Source organism: Rhizobacter sp. (assembly GCF_035702065.1).
GTDB lineage: Bacteria > Pseudomonadota > Gammaproteobacteria > Burkholderiales > Burkholderiaceae_C > Rhizobacter.
In genome coordinates, this window is the sequence record NZ_DASSRA010000256.1 from 1 (window position 1) to 2,574 (window position 2,574).

3 protein-coding genes and 1 pseudogene are annotated in these 2,574 nt (G+C 67.2%); all 4 read right to left on the bottom strand.

The window, feature by feature from the left end; genetic code table 11:
• On the bottom strand, window positions 1-476 hold a 476-nt coding region (locus tag VFL64_RS11685; protein ID WP_489540551.1), incomplete at its 3' end, for an NAD(P)/FAD-dependent oxidoreductase.
• A gap of 63 nt (window positions 477-539) precedes the next feature.
• On the bottom strand, window positions 540-1,448 hold the full coding sequence (locus VFL64_RS11690; protein ID WP_489540552.1) for an SDR family oxidoreductase: 909 nt from the start codon (window positions 1,446-1,448) through the stop codon (window positions 540-542).
• Window positions 1,445-2,392: a glutathione S-transferase family protein gene (locus VFL64_RS11695; protein WP_489540553.1), complete on the bottom strand. Its 948-nt coding sequence runs from the start codon at window positions 2,390-2,392 to the stop codon at window positions 1,445-1,447. The genes VFL64_RS11690 and VFL64_RS11695 overlap by 4 nt, the downstream gene beginning before the upstream one ends.
• A pseudogene (locus VFL64_RS11700) lies at window positions 2,389-2,574 on the bottom strand (DNA alkylation response protein); the annotation flags it as partial. The pseudogene VFL64_RS11700 and the gene VFL64_RS11695, both read right to left, overlap by 4 nt.

Sequence of the window (2,574 nt, forward strand, 5' to 3'; positions counted from 1 at the left end):
TCGACGATCTGCTCACCCTGCGGCGACAGCATGCGCAAGGCCAATCCGTCGCCGAAGCCGCACCACCGGTGCCGCATGTGGAAGCGCACGCCGCTCGCGCGCAGGCGCTGCAGCCAGGCACGCAGCAACGGCGCCGCCTTCATGTCGGTGGGGAACACACGCCCCGAGGTGCCGACGAAGGTGCTCACCCCAAGGCCGTGCACCCAGTCACGCACTGCCTGCGGGCCGAACTCACGCAGCCACGGTTCCACTTGGGCGCTGCGGTTGCCGTAGCGGGATAGGAAGCTCTCGAAGGCCTCGCTGTGAGTGAGATTCAACCCGCCCTTGCCGGCCAGCAGGAACTTGCGTCCCACGGAGGGCATGCCGTCGTACACATCGACCTGCACGCCGCCCTGGGCCAGCACCTCGGCCGCCATCAGCCCGGCGGGGCCGCCGCCAATGACGGCGACGCGGGGCTGGTGGGAAGAAGAAGTCATGGTGAGTCGTTCGATGGCGGGGCCCGCATTGTCTGCGAGCCCGCGCCGCTCACCCGAATCGGCTCAGTCGGCCGAACGCAGCGCGGCGCGCAGCTGCTCGCCGAGCTCCGGCTTGTGCGCGAAGGGGTCGGTCGGGTTGCGCACGTTCATGATGTCTTCCAGGCGCGTCTGCACGCTGCCCAGCGCGTGCGGGTGGCTGAAGATGTAGAACTGGCGTTCGGCCATGGCGTCGAACACACGCTGCGCGATCATCGCGGCCGTGACCTTGCCGCTGGAAACCGCCTTGCTGCTCATCGCCTGCGCGATCAGCTGGCTCTTGGTCGGCTTGGCATCGCGCTGCATGTCGGCCGGGCGGTTGCGCTGGCTGTTGTGGATGCCGGTGGGCACGAAGTACGGGCACAGCACCGAGGCACTGACCTGGTCGGTGACGAGGCGCAGATCCTGGTACAGCGTTTCGCTCAAGGCCACCACCGCGTGCTTGGTCACGTTGTAGACGCCCATGTTGGGCGCGTTCAGCATGCCGGCCATCGAGGCGGTGTTGACGATGTGGCCCTCGTAGGCCGGGTTCTTCTTCGCGGCCTCCAGCATCATCGGCGTGAAGACGCGCACGCCGTGCGCCACGCCCATCAGGTTGACGCCGACGATCCACTCCCAGTCCTTGAGCGACTGCTCCCAGATCAGGCCACCACCGCCGACGCCGGCGTTGTTGAACACGAAGGTGGGTGCGCCGAAGCGCTCGAACGTGGCCGTGCCCATGGCTTCGACGTCAGAGGCCTTCGCCACGTCGAGCTTGAAGGGCAGCACCTGCGCGCCCAGGCCCTTGATCTCGTTCACGGCCAGTTCGAGCGCATCGGCCTGCACATCGGCCATGACGACGTTCATGCCCTCGCGGGCCGCGATGCGCGAGGCCTCCAGGCCGAAGCCCGAGCCTGCGCCGGTGATGACGGCGGTACCGCCTTTGAAGTTCTTCACTTGCTTTCTCCTGTGTCGATCTTGGGCTTCTTGATCTGGTAGCCGATGCGCGGGAAGTGCACATGCACCGTGCCGGCACGTTCGTCAGTGCGGGCGATCACCACCTCATGCTGCGTGAGGCCGACCAGCGTGCCGGGCACGATGTCGGTGGCGTAGTCAGTTGGCGCGACCGTCACGGCATCGCCAGCCATGAAGCCGGCACCGGGCTCGACCTGCGTGGCAGCGTACTTGCCGAAGCCGGCAGCCAAGGCGATGGCATCGGCGCTCGACATCTTCTCCGGCGTGCCATGGCCAAAGGCGGCGACGCGCTCGTACCACGCGATCAACTTGCTGAAGGGTGCAAGCACCGAAGCCACCGGCGGAGCGCGGCGGATGTACCAGATCGATTGCGCCACCGAGAAGTCGGCGATGCAGGGCTTGGTGCCGAGCAGAAAGGAGCGGCCATCGGCCAGCTCCGACTCCAGCCAGCCGAAGTAGCTCGTCAGCTGGGCTGTCGCATCCGGCACTGTGGCACGGCGCAGGTGCGGCGTCATGGCGGCACGGTCGGCGCCGAAGGCCTTCAGGAACTCCGGCGGCGCACCCTGGAACAGGTAGGCCGCACCGGCCGGTTGCATGGTGTAGGGAATGGCGGTCCAGAAGAGCGTTGTGTCAGCCCACTGCGCGAGCAGGTGCTGCAGGCCCGAGGCTGCCACGGGATAGAGCGGTGGCTGAGGCGCCAGCGTGTCGATCACCTGGCACATCAGCGCCGTATCGCAATAGACGTCGGCGCCCATCTGCAGGAAAGGCGTGCGGCGGTAGCCGCCGGTAAGCGCCACCACGTCGGGCTTGGGCAGCATCACGGGCACCTTCACCGACTTCCAGGCCAAGCCTTTGTAGCCGAGGATCAGGCGCACCTTCTCCGAGAAGGGCGAGCCGTCGTAGTGATGGAGGATCAGGTCGCTCATGGCATGGCCCGGTTGATGATGGAATCGAAATCGGTGCTGGCATTCAAGGTGCCGAAGGCCTGGCCCCAGTCGCCGCCGAGGCGCGAACTGCAGAAGGCGGTGAAGACGACGTCCGGCGCGTGCTGCTTCAGCAGCGCGGCCTGCACCGCCAGCGCCACGTCCTGCGCTAGGCGGCGCGCGTC